Source organism: Thermosporothrix sp. COM3, assembly GCF_059696735.1.
The window spans coordinates 1697978-1712901 of sequence record NZ_AP019376.1 but is presented as its reverse complement, the minus strand read 5'-3'; the positions used below and the strand labels follow the sequence as shown (position 1 = coordinate 1712901).

Genomic DNA, 14924 nt, shown 5'->3' with positions numbered 1-14924 from the left:
GTGTGCGTTCCTCTCTATTTGTCTACTATACCTCCATTGCTTCTTTTGTTAGTATGTCCCGATTTGACTATTTTGTCCAGCTCAGGCGAAAATAGAAAGGAAAGCAGCCGCATGTCGCGCCGGTGCCACCATCCCGCGATCAAAAAAACGCTACTCCTTTTTCTTCTTCTTCTTCTTCTTTCTCTCTTTGCTGTCGGCTTTAAAGCTGTTCATAGCGATGTCGTAGACGCCGACGATCAGCCCGCCAACGCACAGCAACGTGAGAAAGGCCAGGAAGCCGCCAATCATGCTGAAGCAGAGCCAGGCAAGCGGGAGGAAGGTGAGCAACGTGACAATGGTGATGGCGGTACGTTGGGCAACGTAGCGGGGCCGCTCGGCTTCGAGGTCTCCCGTCGATTCGGGATAGATCTTGTCGCGTGCGCCCTCGTGTAGACGCACCGCAAGCCGTTGAGCAAGCGCGTCGATAAAGGCGTCGTCATAGGGGAACTCAGTTTGTTCGGGGTGGACGCGTGGTTGCTCTTCGTACATGCCTTTGTAGCCCTCGTAAGGCTCGATTGGTTGGTAGTCGCCAGACTGTTCTTGCTGCATGGTTGCCAATCCTTTCGCAGTGATCCCTCCTTTTGATGAGATACGGAGGAGTCAACGGAAATGTTGTGCACGAAGCAGACAAAAACATCTGGCGCGTTTGATGTTATTATTGCGTGTTTTGCCGCCAGATATAGATCAAGTCGGCGGCCCAACGATAGTGATCGCAGGTGTTTTCGCGAATATAGTCGCCAAGCGTCCAGGGAGCAGCCCAGGCGTAGCGATCCTTCGCATGAATCTCCTCCTCGCTCATGCCCGCCACAGTGCGGTAAATTTGCTCATAGGAGCGATAAAATGCGCGGAGAATGGTGGAGGTCGGTTCATCGCGATGCGCCTCAAAGAGACGCGTATTCAGGGCGTGCAGATCCTCCCAGCTCCACGAGAAGCCAGGGGCGGGTGTTGCCGGGCGAGCACCGCGCAGGCCCGCTCGATACCAGTACAGAAAGAGTTGCTCCCACCCGGTCAGATGGGCCAGCAGATCCTTGACCGACCAGATGTCGGTGACACCCGGTCGCTGCATTTCGTCTTCGGTCATGGATGCGAATGAAGCAATAAGTGCGTCGTGCTCATGCTGCATCTGGTCAAGCATGTCGGCCTTGCGCAGGCGCTCAATGGCGGGATAACCAATCATGAAACACCTTGTCCTTTCCTCAACGACACTACTGCTGCCCATTGTACAGATGTTCCAGGGGAAAGTCAAGAAGAAATGTTCTACTCAAAAAGGATACCACAATCACGACAATCTTGCGACAATATCGTGATCGTTTTGTGACAGAGATGCGCGAGGCTATTTCGTGAGAAAGCGGACAGCCTTCTATGTCCCGGTAGACACTGTTTGCTTTCTCTCTCCCCTCGCTTCTGGAGCTGCTTCATATGGCTCGCCTTGTTTCCCCTGATAGAAAGAAAAAGGATGTTACCTTTCCATTGCTGAACTCATGCTGTAGACACTTGTTACAAAATCGAGCAAAAGTCGTGCACATTCGGCTGTAAATGGAGCAGAGATACTATCTGCGTGGAGTTGATTCTAGTGAGAAGAGAAAAGGAGCCATAATGTTTTTCAGCGATCCTCATCTTGCATATCCAGTACGTGTCGAGAAGCCGAATCCCGTCTTTGCAAAAATGCTGCAACAGGCGATCGGCGGCATTGAAGGTGAAATGCGTGTCTGTTTACAGTATCTGTTCCAGGCCTGGGGTTTCCGTGGGCCCGCCAAGTATCGAGATATGATCTATAACACGGGCACCGAAGAGATCGGGCATATAGAAATGCTCGCGACCGCGGTTGCACTCAATCTGGAAGGCGCACCGACGCATATGCAGGAAGAAGCCGAGGCGGCCAGCCCTGCGGTGGCAGCGGTCCTCGGCGGCATGAATCCGCGTCATTACCTCTCGGCGGGCCTGGCAGCGACCGCGGAAGACAGTCAGGGCAATCCCTTCAATGGCTCATGGGTTGTGGCCTCGGGTAATCTCGCGGCTGATATGTATGCGAATGTGATGGCTGAAAGTACCGGGCGCTTGCTCGCCACGCGGCTCTGGGAGATGACCGATGATCCCGGTATGAAAGATATGCTTGCTTTCCTGATCGCGCGAGACACGATGCATCAGAATCAATGGCTTGCAGTTTTAGAGGAGCTAGATCAGCCGTTGCCGGTGCCAGGCGACTTCCCACAGGGGAAGGAAAAACAGGAGTTCAGTTATCAATTCTTTGTGCAATCGAAGGTCGCTCCGCCGGCAGATTCGCGCTTTGCTCAGGGAACCTCGGTTGATGGGAAGGGCCAGTTCCAGATGGTCGAGGCGAAGCCGCTCGGCGACGTGCCGCAGCTTGCACCAGCGCCGAACGAGTCGCACACGACGGTGATGATGAAGAATCCTGCCCGTATCAAAAAATAATCAAGATATATTGATGGAGAACGGCCTATCCAGTGCGGATACGCCGTTCTTCTTTTTATGGAAATGCGTTCTAGTAGCTGGTGCGGCGGCGGCGCCCCTCTGGCAGCTCGCTCTGAATCGAATCCAGATAGCGGCTGATCAGGCTGGATGGCGGTAAGATGCGCCACTCCGAGGCCAGCCAATCGCGCCCCCAGTGCGCCTTCTGCTTGTCAATCGGTGTCAGCAAGCTGACCTCTCCCACGACGCCCTGTTCGAGCAGCTTCATCAAAGCGGCCTCGACACGCGGGACAAAGCGGTTTGTCAGGTGTCGTGTGTCAATGGGTATCATGCTGGCGGTCAGCAGATCGCGCATGACCATCGGGTGGGCGTACTGACCGGTTCGGGCATGCTGGCGCCAGTGCTCGGTGAGAAACAGCGCGATTCGCAGGGCAAGTTGATCGTTTTGCGGATTGAGCTGAAAGACGCGCCGATCGATCTCGGCAAAAAAGATGTTCCCGTGCTCCTCGTAGGTGTTGATCCATGCGCCGGGAGCGATGAAGTAGCCTACGATCTCTGACTGCTCGCCTGTCTTCACTTTTTCGACCGAGGTGACGCGCAGGTAGGGCCCATTGATGCGGAAGCGCTGGGCGCGGCCTCGCACGATCACGGTGTGATGTCCGCGCAGGTAGCAATGTTCGAGCAGCTTCACGTCGAGAAATACCTGTTGCTTGTGCTTCCACTGGAAGCCGTCTGAGAAGCGTTTTTCCGAGAGGGAATAGGTGCGGCTATGCTTCTGCACACCGCGCCATTCAAGGATCTCATCGACGCGAATGGCCGCACTGCCGTCTTTGGCGAGCTGACGTTCACAGCGCCGAATGTTCCAGAGACCAAGCAGAATACGGGCGGTCAGGATGGTGCTTTCGCCCAGGGAGCGGATTCGTTCGAGGGCTTCGTTGAGCTCTAATGGGTGATCCGGGTCTCCGAAATAGACATGAAGTTTATTTGAGGCAATATAACGCATGCGCTGAAATTCAGGTTCTTCCTCCCATTCTACTTTGCGGGCCAGGGTGGCTTCACGAATGGCGCGATCCTCCTGGTAACTGGTTGTAACCAGCGATTCAGACGTTGGGATGTATGGAAGCTGCGTCATGAGCGCGCGCAACTCCTGTTGATCGGGGGTGACGGTGGGCAGCGTTGTCAGGGTGGGATCGAGGGTCATCATGGTCTCGATGCTGCTTTCGATCACCGTTTCGGTTGCGGGAAAGGGGAGCGTTCCCTGTATTGGAAGCATTGGCAGCGCGGGCGACTCGGCAGCATAGAAGAGGCGCGTAATCTCTGTAACGCCCTGGTCTCTGTATTGCTTGATTTTGGCGCGTGAGGCTTGCTTGGTGCCGCGAAGATGCAGGCCAGAAAGCCAGGCTGGTAGCTTTTCCAGCCAGAGACAGTTCAGGCGCTGTGTTCCACCACGAGTCCGCGCAGGAAGCAGGCGCAGCCCTTCTACCAAACCTGGCGTGCGCTGGATGCGCTGAAGCTGTCCACGGGCGTTAAGGGTAAGTGCAGCGCAGAGATTCGGCAGACTGATGTACAGACGATCGCTTGCAGTAAGGAGAACAAGCAAGCTATCATCCAGAAATTGAACGGTTTGTTGCGAAATGACTTCTTCATCCGGTGCGAGCGCTCCCGGCTCTTCCTGAGGGTTGTGAGGCAGGTTGTTGCCTCCCTCAGTGGCGTGATCTTCCATCAAGGCTTTACGACCTCCAATGTAGAGAGGAACTGAGTGCACATCCCCTGTTTCAACGTCTGTTCTCTTTGCATTGTGCCTGCTCCTCTCCTGTTTGTCAAGGTTCTCCCCTTTTTCTAGCATACGAGCGGTAGCCAAATGGTCCGGTTTTTCGCTACCAAAATGGGTAGAATCAGGGAGAACATCATCTTGACGCCTGAGACAAGAGCCGGTATAGTGTTAAAACATATATCTCCTTGCGCCTTCTCTACACTTTTTCTATGCGTTTGTGGTGAGGAGAGAGAAGCAACATATGGCACTTCAAGCATTTACCGCCTGGGTTGAACTAAAAAGAGAAAACTATATCTGCATGATTACCTTTCGTCGCAACGGCGAAGGCGTCCCCACACCTGTGTGCTTCGCGGAACAGGATGGCGTGCTCTATGTTGGCACCGATATTCGTGCAGGCAAGCTGGCGCGGGTTCGCGAGACGCCGCGTGTCTCTGTCGCGGCCTGTCGAGCCGACGGAAGCGTGACCGGCAATTATATTGAAGCAACCGCCCGCGTACTGGAAACGCCCGAAGAGATCTATCAGGCAGAACGGGCAATCACTCTGAAATATCGCTTTAAGCGCATCTTGCTCTATCGCTTGCTGAAAGGGCGACGCTTCTGGCTCCAACAGCCGCCTGAGAAGCGAGCTTATATCGCCATCGAGCCATTGAGCTATTGATACGCATAGGGGCATCCGGTACGATACAAATAGGAGATTGAATTGAGCTCTCACGCCGCTTCAGAAGATGGTTGAAGCGGTGAAAGGAGGCTGTTTGCTCTCTCCTTTTTTCTGCTTGCCTGTCGATATTGGATTCTAGAATATCGGATCGGAGGAAGCTTGCCGGAGGATACAAGATGAATGTCGACTTCTCTGAGGCAATAACAGCATATCCTGTGCAGTGGTATCAAAAAATGCAACAGGAACACCCCGTTTTCTACGATATGGAGCGGAAAATGTGGCATATTTTTCGCTATAAGGACATCTACGAAGCGCTTTCTACTCCTGATACCTTTGCCTCCCGAATCGAGGGAAAAGAGAGCCAGACCGAGCTCTCGCGACGCTCCTATTTTCGCACGCTGCTGTCGCGGGTCTTCAGCCCCGATCTGGTGATGCTTGGCGAGAAACGGCTTGTCGAGCATGCGCATAGCCTGCTTGATCGGGTGCAGGCGCGTGGGCAGATGGACTTCGTCGCTGATTTTGCTTCCCCCTTCGCTTTTCGCGTTTTAGCTGAAATACTTGGTATCCCCTTTGAAGATGAGGAAAGCCTGCGCTATTGGTCTTATTTCTTTGTGCTCGATGAGCATGAAGAGGAGCGTCAGAAGTGTATGCAACAGATGGACGCTTATTTTTCCCGCCTGGTCCAGGTCTGCCGCCGTAGCACGAGCGATGGGCTGATCTGTGCGCTTGCTGAGGCTGTCGTTGATGGCCAGCGGCTTGCTATGGGAGAGCTTGTCGCCTTCTGTGAGCTGCTCTTTGCGGGAAGCCTTGAGCCATTGGCGCACCTGATCGGAAGTACGCTCCTTTGTCTGAGCGAGCAACCAGAGGCGTACAGCGCGGTCCAGGCTGATACAGCGCTTCTGCCCCGGGCGTTAGAAGAGGTGTTACGCTATCGTTCCCCGGTGAAGTGTGTGACGCGCAGAGTGCTTCAGAAGACGCAATTGGATGGGTATGCGCTGGCCGAGGGAGACATTGTAAACCTCTGGTTGGGTGCCGCAAATGTTGATCCCGCTGCTTTCCCCCACGCTCACCGCTTCGACATCTACCGCGCTTCAAACCCTCATCTTTCTTTCGGGCATGGAATGCATTACTGTCTTGGGAAACCGCTTGTGCTGATCGGGGTCGCGACGGCATGGAAGGTCGTCCTGCAACGCCTGCCCGGGCTCCATATCGAACCTGAAGCCCGATTGCAGGCCGTTCCAAGCAGCTTTATTCTGGGCGTTCAGCATCTGCCGGTGCGCTGGTGAGCGATTGGAGCCGTGCCACTTCAACCTTGCTTCGTTCGCGTTCGAGCAGAAAGCGCCCGATGGCGATTGCCCAGGCAACTGCGCTGACACAACAGCTCAGGGGAATGAGGAATGCAAGCAACTTGCCGACTGTGATACGTGATGATGACATACTTCTTTTTGATCCTTCCTGCTGTAAGATTGGCAAAACAATTGAGAGGGTTCTTCTCATTTCTGCCCTCTCAATCGTGCAACAAAATGTGTCAGATTGGCAAGCACCTACCGGTTCAGCTTATGTAGCAGGTTCCAGAACTCATCATCTGGCTGCACTTCGCTTCCCGGGCCGGGTAAGACCTGCTGACAGTGCTCCCCTTCATAGATTTCCACGCTCAGCAGTGGTAAGCCCCATTGCGTGAAGTGGAGGGATGTCGTGGTCAGCTTCTTCTGGCGTTTCTCCTCCTCGGTCGAGCAGCTAGCAGCTTTTTGGGGGAGCCTGGTTATTTTTGTGTAGAGCTGCTGCATAATCGGTGCATCCTCGCTTTGCGTATCGATAAACGAGCGCATTGAGATCTCTGGGCCGCTCACGGTGACGGTCAGGGCGTCGGGACGTCCCGGGGCATAGTGAGCGCTTTTACTGATGTCCTGCACCTGTTGCATGAAGGCGTCATTTACATAATAGGAGCCGCCGCGTGCCTGCTCGTTCCCTTCCAGGCGGGCGTATTGCTTGTCGATGGTGCCGGAAAGCGTGCCATGTGCTGTAAAAAACGTGATCTGGTAGGCTGATTGCTTCTCTGGCTGATGGGGATCGCCTTCAGGTACGGGTGGTAGCTTGATGAGCGCGTCATAGAGCGCCTGCGCCTGTTGTGCCGAGTCGATCAGCGCCGTCTGGCCGTTGTGCAGGAGGGCGAGCTTCTGTACAGTGGCCGGTGGAGCCGCCTCACGCAGCACCTGATCGAGCAGTTTCCAGAACTCGGGGTTCGTATCGCGCTGCTGTCTTTCGCCTTGAATTATGACGGGTCGACAGCCATAGCGTTGCGCCTCAGCCTCAATCAGCGTCTTTTCGTCTGCTTCAGTGAAGATGAGCGTGTAGCGTGGTCCCAGTTCCATTGTACAGGGGCGGTTCGGGTCGGTCACGACGGGTAATGCAGAAATAGTCGTATATAGCTTGTGTACGAGATCCTGTCGTTGCAGTGTAAGCTTTGTTGGTTGCTTGTTCGGTACCGATGCATTGATTTCGATCTGCACTTTCATCGCTTTCTCCTTTGTTGGCAGCGCCGGCGCTGCGGTTTGTCCGCACCCGGCCAGCAGAAACAGCAGGCTTGCCAAGAGCATTCTTTTCAAGAATAGTACCATAGGAAACCTCTATAGATGAATTGATGTGCGTGTATTCATAGCTATGACGTCTCAACTTGCAGTTTTGTTCCCGAGGGTGCCGATCAAGTTTCAGTGCAATGGGCATGCTGTGGGAACGCCTATGCTATACTTGAGGAAAAATGGGAGACTCATGAGATGATTATTATGATTAATGGCTCGTTCGCGGCTGGCAAGTCAACGGTTGCGAAACTGCTTGTAGAGCGGCTGCACCGAAGTATGCTGTATGATCCGGAGATGGTGGGTATCCTGCTCAGGGAAATCGTGCGCCCTTTTGAGGAATGTACTGACTTTCAAGATTTGACTCCCTGGCGACCGCTGGTTATCGAGACGGCGCGGCATCTCAAGCAGGTTTACGGGCGCACTCTAATTGTCCCTATGACGCTGTGGCATCGCCCCTATTTCGAGGAGATTCGCGACGGATTTCGTCAGCTTGATCCGCACCTGTACCATTTCTGCCTGACGGCGCATCGCGAGACGCTCTATCGGCGCCTCAGCCAGCGGGAGCATACTGAGCAGGCGCGGGGATGGATCAGCGAGCGGATCGAGCGCTGTGTACCCGCCTTCGCCTCTCCAGTATTTGCCGAACACATCCCTACAGATGAGCGAACGCCCGAAGAAATAGTTGAGATCATTCTTGCAAAGATCAATTGAGCTTCCGCTTGCTCTCCTGCTTCATGAGAAGAACCGGAGAGTGTCGTGCTTGCTCTCCGGTCGCTTCCTTACCAGTTTGTCAGACGTTTCTCGGTGGGGAGAGGGAACCCTTCAGGCGTGATGACATACACAATGCCATGTGAGTATTTCTGCCATACACGTTCAAAGGCGATCCGATTATAGATGATTCTGACTGCATCATTTGTCGGGCCTGCTGGATCATTTGTAATTACGTCTCCACTCTCGGTGAAACCACGAATCACCAGCAGATGCCCATCTGATGACTCAATCGGCGTCCCGGGAAGCTCGCCGTGCTTGTAGGCCACGCTGGCAACCAGCGGCACGCCTGCTTTGATCCACTGCTCGACCTGACTCAGCGAGTAGAGCCGTGTGACGAAGGCTCGCAGTCCATGTGCTCCGGCATACGCGGTATTGAACGGCCAGTTGCCTGTTCCATCATAGGTGAAATCGTAGCAGCCCTTCGCCGCTTCCGGGACCGACTGAACCAGTTCCGGGCGAGCGGTTTTGTCGGCCCAGTACGCCATCACCATGCTGGTTGAAGTTGGACTACACCAGACCTCGCCTCCGCCTCCGAAGCCGAGTCCTCGATATTCCGGGAGAACCTGAGAGCGCATCGGGACGTTCAGCTCTTTTCCCCAGACTGCTCGATCTGGCTCGATAGTGGGACTCTTTTCTGCATCGAACGAGGCGATAGCTGTGATTCTTCTTATAATCGGGCTGAGTGCAGGGTCAGTTGTAAAAAGGGTGACGCTGAGTTGGTATGCGCTTGCTGGTATGCTTCCAGTCAGAAACGTGTCGGTCGCAACCTTGCCGTTGCCGTCATCCTGCCCGTCGACGCTATGCCGCTTGACCGTTGAGAAATCCGCTGCCCACACCGGCAGATTGTACCAGCGTGTCCAGGAGTCCTGTTTGAGAGCGCGAATGTGGAGCTGAAGCCAGGTCCCGGGCCGAGTCTCCGCGTTCCATGAGGCGACAACGCTGGTAATCGGCTTTTGGGGCGTGATGACTGGCGAGGTCATAGTCCCGAAAAAGAAGGTGTTGCCGTTATAATAGTTCTCGTTGTTATACTTGCCTGCTTTGTATGGATCGCGTCCCTGGCACAGGCGGGCCGTTGTGTCATATTGCAGTGCGCCGCCGTCGATGTCCACCGCCGAGCAGGTCATCCCGGGCTGTGGGCAGAGGCGTGCGCTTGCCTGGGGTGAGATGTCAACCTGCACGCCATTTAGCGACCAGCCAGAAAAGTCGTCCTGCGTCCAGAACTCGTCATATTGCTCCGTTTGCACGCCTGCTGATCCCTCCGCTGTTTTCAAAGGTCTCTCCTTTACATTGCACTTTTCATCCAGCCTGCTGAAGTACCGATCGATTTTTTCGAGATGCACTTCCAGCAGATCACTTTCCGTCTGATAGTATAACATGAAATGCGATGGATCCTATGTGCATTTTTTGAGTACGATGATGCCTTGCTTCTTCAGAGCAAAAATTGCTACAATCCGGCATGATTCTGCAGCTCTGCCTGCCTTTCTGCTTGAAGAAGGCTGACAAGCCCTCGGGAACGGTTTGCCCTCCTCACAATAGGACGAGTACTCAAAGGGCGCTTGTAATGTCGTTCTTTTTATGCTATACTGATGACATAGTATAGTATGACAAGAAGGACGAGACGGGCAATGCATGCACCTGCTGCCCATCTCGTCTCCTTTTTTTGGCTCTTCGTCCATATGCGTATTTGATTTTTCCTCTGCCCCTGCGTCTTTTCCTGTAGAACACCCGATATTCCCTGCTCAAATTTTCGGGCGCTGATTCTACTACCAAAAAAGGGCTATGAGTGACGTTTACCCCGAAAAAAGAGGGAGACTATGCGGAAGAAACATCGACAGCTCTTTATCATGTTCACAGGCCTGCTGTTTGTCTGTTTGCTGCTATTGCTGACTGCCTCTCCGGCTATCGCCGCGATCGGCGTGATTGAGGCGAGGCGAAGGTGCTTGATCGGGCAAAAGTAACGGAGGCAGCGCAGCGCATCAACTATGCGGTGAATGTTCGCACAACGAACGCCTTCAATGGCACGAAGGAGCTTTTCGCTTCGCAGACGAAAGAGCAGGCGGACAGACTGCCGAGTACTATCATTATAAATATTGATACGAAAGCACGCCACCTGGCCATTTATGGGGGCTCAGAGGTCCCCCTGAAGAGCGAGCAGTATGAGGCAGCGATATCGGCCTTTCGCGACAATATTCACGGGTCAGACTATACCAGCGCGACGGTGGCGGCGCTCAACTCGCTGGCTCAGGCGTTGGAGAACGGGAAGTCATATTCTACGCCGAGTTCAAGCTACGATTCCGAAAGCAGCTACGGTAGCTATGATCCTGGATGGAGCCGGTCCGATTCTTCCGGCTGGCTTGCGAACATGCCGTTTGGCATGATTGCTTGCTGCGGGCTTTTATTCTTTTTTCTGGTGAGCTTTATCATCGGTCTCATCAGGCAGGATAAGGGCAGTTATCCTCGTAAGGTGTCCTCTGGTGGCTTCTATGGCGGGAGCAGCTACAGTGGCTACGATGTTGGCGGAAGCAGCTTCGATTCATCGTCGAGTTTGAGCTACGATTCCGGAAGCAGCTACAGTAGCTACGATGTTGGTGGAAGCAGCTTCGACTCATCATCGAGTTCGAGCTACGATTCCGGAAGCAGTGGTGCAAGCGGAGACTTCTAGCTCCGCTTGATCTGTGACCCCGCTGGAAGCTAACACCCGGGCTGTTGGCCTGGAATTACTGTTTGCCTGCTTATTCGTCTTTCTTTGAAGAACCCCCTGCAAAAAATACGAAATTCTTCTATCATCAAATATTGGAGGTGGAATGTATGCAAAAGAAGAAACATCGTCAGCCCTTGCTTCTCGTTGCGGGTGCGGTTCTTGTCTGCTTGCTCTTCCTGCTGTCTGTGCGCCCGGCTTTCGCCACTTTGGGAACCTTCGAGGATGAAGCGAAGGTGCTCGACCAGACGAAGGTGCGAGATGCCGCCCACCAAATTGAGTATACAGTAAGTGTCTACACAACGAAGACCTTCGATGGCAGTAAAGCAGCTTTCGATGCGGGGACAAAGAAGAAGGCGGACCGGCTTTCAACTGGCATCGTCATAAATATTGATACGAAAGCGCGCCACCTGGCCATTTATGGGGGCTCGAAGGTTCCTCTAAAGAAGGATCAGTATGACGCAGCTATTTCAGCCTTCCGGAACAACATGCATGGATCGGACTATACCAGCGCGACGGTGGCGGCGCTCAACTCGCTGGCTCAGGCACTGAAAGGCGATACATCATTTTTCAGCCAGCTCTGGGCCTCCGTGAAGGGCCTGGCCTCCTGCCTCGGAATCGGCTTTCTAATTCTCGTCGTTGTGGTCATTAACATCATCTGGCCGTCGCGCCGCCGGAGCTGGTACGGTCACCACCATCATTCCAGCAGCAGCTACGATGTTGGCGGGAGCAGCTTCGACTCATCATCGAGTTCGAGCAGCGATTCAGGAAGCAGTGGCTCAAGCGGAGACTTCTAACCTCATTCTAGCGATGATAGGAACAGAAGATGCCCCGGAAACTCTATCATCGCTAGATCTTGCTGAAGGGGCCGAGTTTCAGTATATATCTGCTTTTACATCTATTAATTGAGGGACTCTGTATACTGAGACTGAAAAGAAAGCAAAGAGGAATAAAAGTGGGAAGAGTGAAAAGGATAGCAGGATGTATGACTTCTATCTGAATGATCTGAGGTGTGGAATAGAGAAAGATACTGGAAAACGGGATTTTCGCATGCTTTTTCTCAAGTGCATCTTCCCTTTTCTGGTTGCTCTCTTGCTGGCATTTGCCCTTACGGAGCGGGTCGGGGCTGATTCCGGGGCTCCTGTTCGCTTCTGTGAGCTCTCGCTTGCGCCTGTCGAGCCGGGTCAGACCGAATCGGCCATTCAGCGTTTCTCGTGTGTGGATAGCCCGAGCGTTGCGGACGAACACCGGGTCTGGCTGCTGGACCTCTATCAGCACACGCACTATGGGGGAAAGGTCTTGCATGTGACGGGGACGGTCAACGCCTGTCAACAGCACGCGGCCTATGCACTGTCCTCGCTGCCTGTGGAGAGCAATGGTTTTCGTTGGGATAAGACTATTTCTTCATTCAAGCTTGCCCCACAGCACGACTGTCTCTATACTGCTCTCTACGAACAGAGCCAGTTGAGAGGGACCTGTTTCTACTATAAAGGGAATGTTCCTCTTGTGAGTAGTCGCTTGAATGATCGCATCGCGTCCTTGCAACTCAGCGCGGATACACCCGTTACCTGTTCTCCCGCGCCTCTCTAATCCCGGGGAGCGCTTTTCTTCTGTACCTCAATGTCCCCTTCCCTGAGGGAGCTACAACGGGAAGGGGACTTTTTTATGTACGGTTGTGTTCAGGAATATTACTTCTTTTTGCGGAGACCGGATACCAGCGCGTCAAGGGACCAGCCACCTGCACCCATAATCATCAATGCAAGCGAGATGCCGACGGTCAGCAGGAAGAACTCAATGCCTTCGCCTGCCTGCTTACCTGACCAGTTCATGAAGAAGCCGTTGTGTGCGTGTATGAAGAAGATCGCGCCGAGCTGTGCGCAGGCAATGCCAAACGCCGCGACACGCGTGAGCAGCCCCGTGAGGACACCGAGCGAGCCGAGGAACTCGCCGAGGATGACCAGAATGCCGAGAATGGCCGGGATGCCGAGCATGCCAAAGAACTGAAGCGTGCCACCGACCCCGCCTCCGCCGAACCAGCCAAGCATCTTTTGGGCTCCATGCGGGAATATGACGATTGCCAGGGCCAGGCGCAGAAGCAGCGTCGATACATTGAAGGTGGGGTTGCTATTTGTCTGGAAAATCTTCATAAGAAACGTCTCCTTATTTCTACGTATATCGATCAGCAAACATGATCTTCTCAGTTGCTTGATCGGCCTCCAGTTTTCTTTCTTTGGGTGTTCGCTTGCTGGATTGACAAGAGCTGTTGTATGGCAAGTGAGAAGAAGGAGCAGCCCCGCTATAGTTCTGCTCTGGCATGCGCACAGCCTGTTGTCGATCATCCGCTATAACTGGCGTCGCGCCCGTTGCGAGCCAGAGAAGGGAGGATGGCTTGCACAAACTCTCGTATCGCCCATGATGGACGGTAATTTGAAACCGCTGTGGTTACGAATAGCGATAAAAAAAAGGCGCGTTACAGCGGCTCCCCGGGCTGATTGACAAGTTCAGCCTGCTGGTGTGCCATCCGAAGGACCTGGGTAATTGTGCGTTGTGCAAGCTTTTGCTCAAATGCCTCTTCTGCTTCTCCGAAATACACCTGTAGTACTCGGGAGATGTTGCGCCCTATAGGGCATTTTGTATTTGGTTGGCTATGATGCATGGCCAGAAGGTGCCCTTCCGGTTCAATTGCATGATACACGTCCAGCAGCGTAATCGCATCAGGAGCACGCAAGAGTCGCCAGCCGCCCCCGACACCGGGGTGTGAAGCCACAAGACCGGCTTTGCTCAACCGGCCCAGAATCCGCCGAATGAACACGGGGTTGGTGTTCACGCTTCCGGCGATGTATTCGGATGTAATCGGCTCATCGCCCGTCACATCGGCGAGCAGGGTGAGCGTGTGTATGGCAACCGCGAACTGGCTGTTAACGGCCATGTCTGCCTCTTTTCTTCCGTCGAAATCTGTAACCAGTATAGTTCCGAATTGGGGAAACTGTCAAGGGGGGAAGGGCTTGAGATGGCTCTTCCCTTTGTAGCCATTTCTTATGAGATGAGCTTTTCACCGACAACAGGGCAGAAATGATAATTGCAATCTACCCATTTCTGATGGTGAGCCAGAAAGAAAGCCGGAATACAGAAGCGTATCCCGGCTCGACTCTGGATGATTTCAGTTGTAGGGTTCGGGCAGAGGCTCGACCTGAACAGGATGCTGCCAGAGCCGCGAGACGATTTCCTGTGCCTCGATAGGGTTGCCGCTTGTCCAGAAGCGTGCTGAGCCCTCACCTGTTTGCTGGCGAAGAAGCTGACGCTCTTCCAGCACATGCCGCAGGTGACGAGCAACAGCAGCTCCTGTGTCGATAAGCTGTATATCAGGACCGAGCATTTCTGACAGGAGCGGACGCAGGTGGGGAAAGTGGGTCGAGCCAAGCACCAGCGTGTCGGCTCCTGCGGCCAGGAGAGGCGCTGTATACTCTTCAGCCAGGCGGCGCGTTTCGGGGCCGGTCAGGTCGCCTGCTTCGACGCGCTCGACGAACCCGGGAGCGGGCTGTGTGACAACAGTGATGCCGCTGCCAAAGCGCTCTAGCAGCGCGGCGAAGCGTGTGCTGGACAGTGTCCCGGAGGTTGCGAGCACGCCAACGACCCCGCTTCGTGTCGCGGCTGCTGCCGGCTTGACCGCTGGCTCCATCCCGATGATTGGCACCTGAAAGCGAGAGCGTAATAGGGCTGCCGCCGCTGCTGTGGCGGTGTTACAGGCTATGACAATCGCTTTGACGTCATATTCAAGCAGAAAACGCGTGATTGCCAGCGAGCGCTGCTGCACATACTCTGGCGACTTTGGCCCATAGGGGACATGCCCGGAGTCCGCGACGAAGAGCAGGTCTTCATGCGGCAGTAATGCCCGAATTTCGCGCATAACTGAAAGGCCGCCCATTCCAGAATCAAAGAGACCGATTGCTTTTTGCTGATTTTCCATACAGAATA

At 54.1% G+C, this 14924-nt stretch carries 17 protein-coding genes; 8 read left to right on the top strand and 9 right to left on the bottom strand.

What is annotated here, in order from left to right; all coding sequences use genetic code 11:
* Nucleotides 1–150: 150 nt before the first annotated feature.
* Both KTH_RS07445 and KTH_RS07440 read right to left on the bottom strand, forming a co-directional pair.
* Nucleotides 151–588 carry a hypothetical protein gene (locus tag KTH_RS07445; RefSeq protein ID WP_497617559.1) on the bottom strand — a complete coding sequence of 146 codons (438 nt, stop codon included), beginning with the start codon at nt 586–588 and terminating at the stop codon, nt 151–153.
* A gap of 106 nt (nt 589–694) precedes the next feature.
* A complete protein-coding gene (locus tag KTH_RS07440) occupies nt 695–1216 on the bottom strand; it encodes a ClbS/DfsB family four-helix bundle protein (protein WP_170142882.1) in 522 nt (173 codons plus the stop codon).
* A 419-nt stretch (nt 1217–1635) separates the two neighbouring features.
* Between KTH_RS07440 and KTH_RS07435 the strand changes: the two genes are divergently transcribed.
* On the top strand, nt 1636–2472 hold the full coding sequence (locus tag KTH_RS07435; RefSeq protein ID WP_111325260.1) for a manganese catalase: 837 nt from the start codon (nt 1636–1638) through the stop codon (nt 2470–2472).
* 70 nt (nt 2473–2542) lie between these two features.
* Here the strand turns inward: KTH_RS07435 and KTH_RS07430 are convergent, their stop codons facing one another.
* Nucleotides 2543–4234 carry a phage antirepressor N-terminal domain-containing protein gene (locus KTH_RS07430; protein ID WP_211326334.1) on the bottom strand — a complete coding sequence of 564 codons (1692 nt, stop codon included), beginning with the start codon at nt 4232–4234 and terminating at the stop codon, nt 2543–2545.
* A gap of 250 nt (nt 4235–4484) precedes the next feature.
* Between KTH_RS07430 and KTH_RS07425 the strand changes: the two genes are divergently transcribed.
* Together KTH_RS07425 and KTH_RS07420 are read left to right on the top strand one after the other, a co-directional pair.
* Nucleotides 4485–4901 carry a PPOX class F420-dependent oxidoreductase gene (locus tag KTH_RS07425; protein ID WP_111325262.1) on the top strand — a complete coding sequence of 139 codons (417 nt, stop codon included), beginning with the start codon at nt 4485–4487 and terminating at the stop codon, nt 4899–4901.
* 263 nt (nt 4902–5164) lie between these two features.
* Complete coding sequence (locus KTH_RS07420; RefSeq protein ID WP_497617555.1) at nt 5165–6187, top strand: cytochrome P450; 1023 nt, start codon at nt 5165–5167, stop codon at nt 6185–6187.
* On the opposite strand, the gene KTH_RS07415 is transcribed toward KTH_RS07420, so the two are convergent.
* Together KTH_RS07415 and KTH_RS07410 are read right to left on the bottom strand one after the other, a co-directional pair.
* A complete protein-coding gene (locus KTH_RS07415) occupies nt 6150–6338 on the bottom strand; it encodes a hypothetical protein (RefSeq protein WP_111325264.1) in 189 nt (62 codons plus the stop codon). The two genes, KTH_RS07420 and KTH_RS07415, sit on opposite strands and share 38 nt — an antisense overlap.
* A 107-nt stretch (nt 6339–6445) precedes the next feature.
* On the bottom strand, nt 6446–7417 hold the full coding sequence (locus KTH_RS07410; protein ID WP_137686403.1) for a hypothetical protein: 972 nt from the start codon (nt 7415–7417) through the stop codon (nt 6446–6448).
* A gap of 258 nt (nt 7418–7675) precedes the next feature.
* Between KTH_RS07410 and KTH_RS07405 the strand changes: the two genes are divergently transcribed.
* Nucleotides 7676–8191: an AAA family ATPase gene (locus KTH_RS07405; RefSeq protein ID WP_111325266.1), complete on the top strand. Its 516-nt coding sequence runs from the start codon at nt 7676–7678 to the stop codon at nt 8189–8191.
* Nucleotides 8192–8259: 68 nt separating this feature from the next.
* Here KTH_RS07405 and KTH_RS07400 read toward each other — a convergent pair whose 3' ends face one another.
* Nucleotides 8260–9522, bottom strand: a complete 1263-nt coding sequence (locus KTH_RS07400; protein WP_246046539.1) for a C39 family peptidase — start codon at nt 9520–9522, stop codon at nt 8260–8262.
* Nucleotides 9523–10065: 543 nt separating this feature from the next.
* Here KTH_RS07400 and KTH_RS07395 point away from each other — a divergent pair.
* From KTH_RS07395 to KTH_RS07380, 4 genes are all read left to right on the top strand, one after another.
* Entirely contained in the window at nt 10066–10209 is a 144-nt protein-coding gene (locus tag KTH_RS07395) for a hypothetical protein (RefSeq protein ID WP_170142884.1), read from the top strand.
* Nucleotides 10188–10913, top strand: a complete 726-nt coding sequence (locus KTH_RS07390; RefSeq protein ID WP_497617551.1) for a hypothetical protein — start codon at nt 10188–10190, stop codon at nt 10911–10913. Before KTH_RS07395 ends, KTH_RS07390 begins: the two co-directional genes overlap by 22 nt.
* Nucleotides 10914–11059: 146 nt before the next feature.
* Nucleotides 11060–11746: a hypothetical protein gene (locus KTH_RS07385; RefSeq protein ID WP_497617550.1), complete on the top strand. Its 687-nt coding sequence runs from the start codon at nt 11060–11062 to the stop codon at nt 11744–11746.
* A gap of 253 nt (nt 11747–11999) precedes the next feature.
* Nucleotides 12000–12539, top strand: coding sequence for a hypothetical protein (locus tag KTH_RS07380; protein ID WP_497617548.1), 540 nt, complete (start codon nt 12000–12002; stop codon nt 12537–12539).
* A 98-nt stretch (nt 12540–12637) separates the two neighbouring features.
* On the opposite strand, the gene KTH_RS07375 is transcribed toward KTH_RS07380, so the two are convergent.
* From KTH_RS07375 to murI, 3 genes are all read right to left on the bottom strand, one after another.
* A complete protein-coding gene (locus KTH_RS07375; protein ID WP_497617546.1) occupies nt 12638–13096 on the bottom strand; it encodes a DoxX family protein in 459 nt (152 codons plus the stop codon).
* Nucleotides 13097–13419: 323 nt separating this feature from the next.
* Nucleotides 13420–13878, bottom strand: a complete 459-nt coding sequence (locus KTH_RS07370; protein WP_111325271.1) for an Rrf2 family transcriptional regulator — start codon at nt 13876–13878, stop codon at nt 13420–13422.
* A gap of 231 nt (nt 13879–14109) precedes the next feature.
* A complete protein-coding gene (gene murI / locus KTH_RS07365) occupies nt 14110–14916 on the bottom strand; it encodes a glutamate racemase (protein ID WP_497617544.1) in 807 nt (268 codons plus the stop codon).
* Nucleotides 14917–14924: the final 8 nt, after the last annotated feature.